Source organism: Hydrogeniiclostridium mannosilyticum (genome assembly GCF_003268275.1).
GTDB lineage: Bacteria > Bacillota > Clostridia > Oscillospirales > Acutalibacteraceae > Hydrogeniiclostridium > Hydrogeniiclostridium mannosilyticum.
In genome coordinates, this window is the sequence record NZ_QLYR01000022.1 from 1 (window position 1) to 3,409 (window position 3,409).

The window sequence follows — 3,409 nt, forward strand, 5'->3', positions numbered from 1 at the left end:
GAATACGAAGGGCGTCACGGGTGGAAGGTAAGGCCATACCGGTTTGTAAGCGTCGGCTATATCGAGAGAGGAGAATTTGAAATACCAAAAGATAAGCCCTTAGGGGAATCTAAGAAATCTGCACCGGTTACTGAAAATGATCGTTTTGAAGAGATTCCTGTTCCCACAGATGACGACTTGCCTTTTAACTAAGCAGGAGGGATTGAAGTGGTTAAATTTCGTTTAGCAAAAGCAGACTTAAGATATATTTTCAACATTACTAAAAGATCACTTGGCTACGCTTGCAGGAAAGAAGCACATCAATACATAAAATTTACTGGAAACGACGGTATGCTACAGGCGGTGTCGGTGGATGGGTATAGGGTGCATTGTGTGTCTGTGCCGATCACGGTGCTTAAGGGAAACCAGCCGTTTTCCTTCCTGCTAAAGCCGTTTGCAATTCCCGCGATGTACTCCTCTTTTATCGAGTGCACACTTGGTGAAAAAGAAATTGCATTTAATTTTGGGGAACAGAAATTCATTGAGCGACTTGGGAAGGGAATAGATGACTTTATTGATTTTGAAAAAGTCATTCCTAAAAAGGAACCAGTGGAGACAATCGGATTTAATCCAGACTATCTTGCGGACGCATTAAAGGGTTTCCGTTCATCTTCAAGCAATCCTGTCGTTTTAGAGATTTACGATCCTTGCAGCCCGGTTATTATCCGGAGCCGCAAAAATCCCGAAGATTTTCGTTTGGTTCTTCCTACTCTTTTAAGGTGAAAGGAGTTGGCTGCACTTGAACATCATCTTATCAGTTCCGTTCAATCCCGCCCAAACAAAGCTATGAGGCGGTGGGAGAATGCTTGAGCAAGGGTACATAAAGCTATACCGCTCTTTGCTGAGATGGGAATGGTATGACGACGCCAACACGTTCCGGGTCTTTGTTCATCTGCTGCTTACAGTGAACCATGAGCCTCAGAAATGGCACGGGATTACCATAGACCGGGGGCAAAGGCTAGCAAGCTTTTCAAAAATTGCCGGTGAATTGAGGCTGTCGGTTCAAAATATAAGAACTTCAATAGATCATCTAAAATCAACAGGCGAAGTAACATGCCGATCACAGGGCGGACATAGCATTTTTACTGTGGTTAATTACAATTTGTTTCAGCAGCTAACAAGCCAACCAACAAACAGCCAACAAAGTCCTAACAAAGCCCTAACAAACGACCAACAACAAAGGAAGAATGATAAGAATATAGAGAAAGAGAAGAATATACTCCCCCCTAAATCCCCCCAGGGGGAAGGACAGGCCGAGGACCTAACTGTTGAAACGGCAGGAGGAGCGGCGGAGGCCGCTATCCGACCCAAGACGCCTGTCCAGGGATTTGAGGAATTCTGGAAAGCCTTCCCCAAGAAGGCGAGCAAGGGCAGCGCCCTGAAGGCTTGGAACAAGCTCAGGCCGGGCAAGGAGCTGCGTGAGAAAATCATGGCAGCGATTGAGCGGGCGAAAAAGAGCGAGCAGTGGAACCGGGAGAACGGGCGGTTTATCCCCTACCCGGCCACATGGCTCAATGCCCAGGGCTGGGAGGATGAGCTTGAGCCGCAGAACAAGGCAAAGGCTCAAACGACCTACAACATCGAGGCGTTCGAGAAATCGGGGGCGTTCGATGATTTGGACTGGAGGCCGTAACATGAAACTGCATGTTAAGCCGGCGAAGTATCACAACACGCCGGTTGAGGTTGACGGAATACACTTTGACAGCAAGGCGGAGGCGGCGCGGTACGTACAGCTGAAAGCGCTGAGAGCAGCGGGGCGGATTCTTTGGTTTACCCGGCAGCCGTCCTTCCTCTTGTTGGGAAACACCCGGTACAGGCCGGATTTCATGGTGTGCGATTCTTCCGGGCTGGTATGGGTGGAGGACGTCAAGGGCGTGGAGACAAAGGAATTCAAGATCAAGAAAAAGGACTGGGAAGCGCTTTATCCAGGCTTTGAATTGAGGGTGGTTAAGTAAACGGCAATTCTGAAAGTCCAACGAAGTATGCGTGGTTTTGATTTTATCGGCCCATTTTTCAATTTTTATGGCTAAGTAATGAAATTATACTATTTTGATTTTTTGTTTTAAATTTGGGTGTGTTTTGTCAATTTTATTTTAGTGGCCATTTTTAGCCGCAAAGGAAACAAAAAAGACGGGTTTATTCCCCGCCCTTTTTGCTTTGCTTGTTGATGATTCGTTGAACTTTGTCTCGCTCTATTTGCATAGAGATAGCCCGCTCAATAAACTGAACCGTCCCCTCTCCTTGTGCCTCTGCGGCCTCTTGAGCCGTTTTAAGGGTGTTTGTGGGTAAAGAAACCATTAAACTGCTTTGCGGACTAACCGAGGAATCCTCGGAGAGTTGCACACGCTCCCCCATACGCTCACAGATAGCACGGTCAATGAACCTGTTCAAACTCTCCCCATAATTTTTTGCATGGGATTGTATCACTTCTTTTTGGCCTTTACGCACTCTGATTTTTATTTCATCATAGGCTTTTGAATTGTAGCGGTCTTTGACAACACTGGACGTTTTTCCCATATACTCACCTCCTAAGATATTATATCACATTTATCATGGTGGGTACAGTATGAAAACAGCAAAATATAATACTGGGTACAGTATTTATATTGCGATTGCTCAAAGAGTGTACCCAGTATGCTTTACAGATAATTTATTAGCGGAAAAAGTCTAAAAATACATATCGAAAAAATTCATCTATACAGGAGGCAGCAACATGAAAGACAAACTCACCTGCTCGGAATGCAGAAAAAAAGACACATCCGAATGTCCAATGGCAAAGGCTGAAAGAACGGTCACGGGAGAGTTCTCAGGCTTTAAAACCGCATTCGAGGATTGGGAAGGGTGCAGCAGGGGCGAAGGCCGGCGAATGGCGCCGCAAGCAATTTTTCAGGGAAAGCGAGGCCATAGAAATTGAACAAGGCGCTTCTGTCGTCTAAAAATATGTGTTGGTGTACGCCGCAGGATTTTTTTGATAAGTTGAACCAAGAATTTCAATTTGTTCTGGACCCCGCGGCTACCGATAAGACAGCGAAATGCCCCTTATACTATACGCCGGAGACGGACGGACTTTCACAAAGCTGGGACCGCGGCGGCGCGGTATTCTGCAATCCGCCTTATGGGCGCGAGATTGGGAAATGGGTGAAAAAGGCGTTTATAGAGGCCCGCGGGGGTTTTCCAATCGTGCTGCTCATTCCAGCGCGGACGGACACGAATTATTTTCACGATTACATTTATGGGAAGGCGGAAATCAGGTTTGTGCGAGGGCGTTTGCATTTTACGGACGATGACGGCAACGCCGTAAACGCCGCCCCTTTTCCCTCGATGGTGGTTATCTACAACGGGGGCCGGTGAAGGAGGAAGAGTGATGAGA

General features: G+C 46.8%; 6 protein-coding genes. 5 read left to right on the plus strand and 1 reads right to left on the minus strand.

The window, feature by feature from the left end; translation table 11 throughout:
• The 4 genes from DPQ25_RS14945 to DPQ25_RS14140 all read left to right on the plus strand — a co-directional run.
• Positions 1-192, plus strand: a 192-nt coding sequence (locus DPQ25_RS14945) for a hypothetical protein (RefSeq protein WP_407928174.1), incomplete at its 5' end; no start/stop codon positions are given.
• A gap of 15 nt (positions 193-207) precedes the next feature.
• The gene (locus DPQ25_RS14130) at positions 208-762 is read left to right on the plus strand and encodes a hypothetical protein (RefSeq protein ID WP_112333816.1); all 555 of its coding nucleotides are present in this window, start codon (positions 208-210) and stop codon (positions 760-762) included.
• 79 nt (positions 763-841) lie between these two features.
• On the plus strand, positions 842-1,672 hold the full coding sequence (locus DPQ25_RS14135; RefSeq protein WP_112333817.1) for a hypothetical protein: 831 nt from the start codon (positions 842-844) through the stop codon (positions 1,670-1,672).
• A gap of 1 nt (position 1,673) precedes the next feature.
• Positions 1,674-1,994: a DUF1064 domain-containing protein gene (locus DPQ25_RS14140; protein WP_112333818.1), complete on the plus strand. Its 321-nt coding sequence runs from the start codon at positions 1,674-1,676 to the stop codon at positions 1,992-1,994.
• 181 nt (positions 1,995-2,175) lie between these two features.
• Here the strand turns inward: DPQ25_RS14140 and DPQ25_RS14805 are convergent, their stop codons facing one another.
• Complete coding sequence (locus DPQ25_RS14805) at positions 2,176-2,556, minus strand: hypothetical protein (protein WP_177577140.1); 381 nt, start codon at positions 2,554-2,556, stop codon at positions 2,176-2,178.
• 423 nt (positions 2,557-2,979) lie between these two features.
• On the opposite strand from DPQ25_RS14805, the gene DPQ25_RS14155 reads away from it, so the two are divergent.
• Positions 2,980-3,390, plus strand: a complete 411-nt coding sequence (locus tag DPQ25_RS14155) for a DNA N-6-adenine-methyltransferase (RefSeq protein ID WP_177577142.1) — start codon at positions 2,980-2,982, stop codon at positions 3,388-3,390.
• The last annotated feature ends 19 nt before the right edge of the window (positions 3,391-3,409 follow it).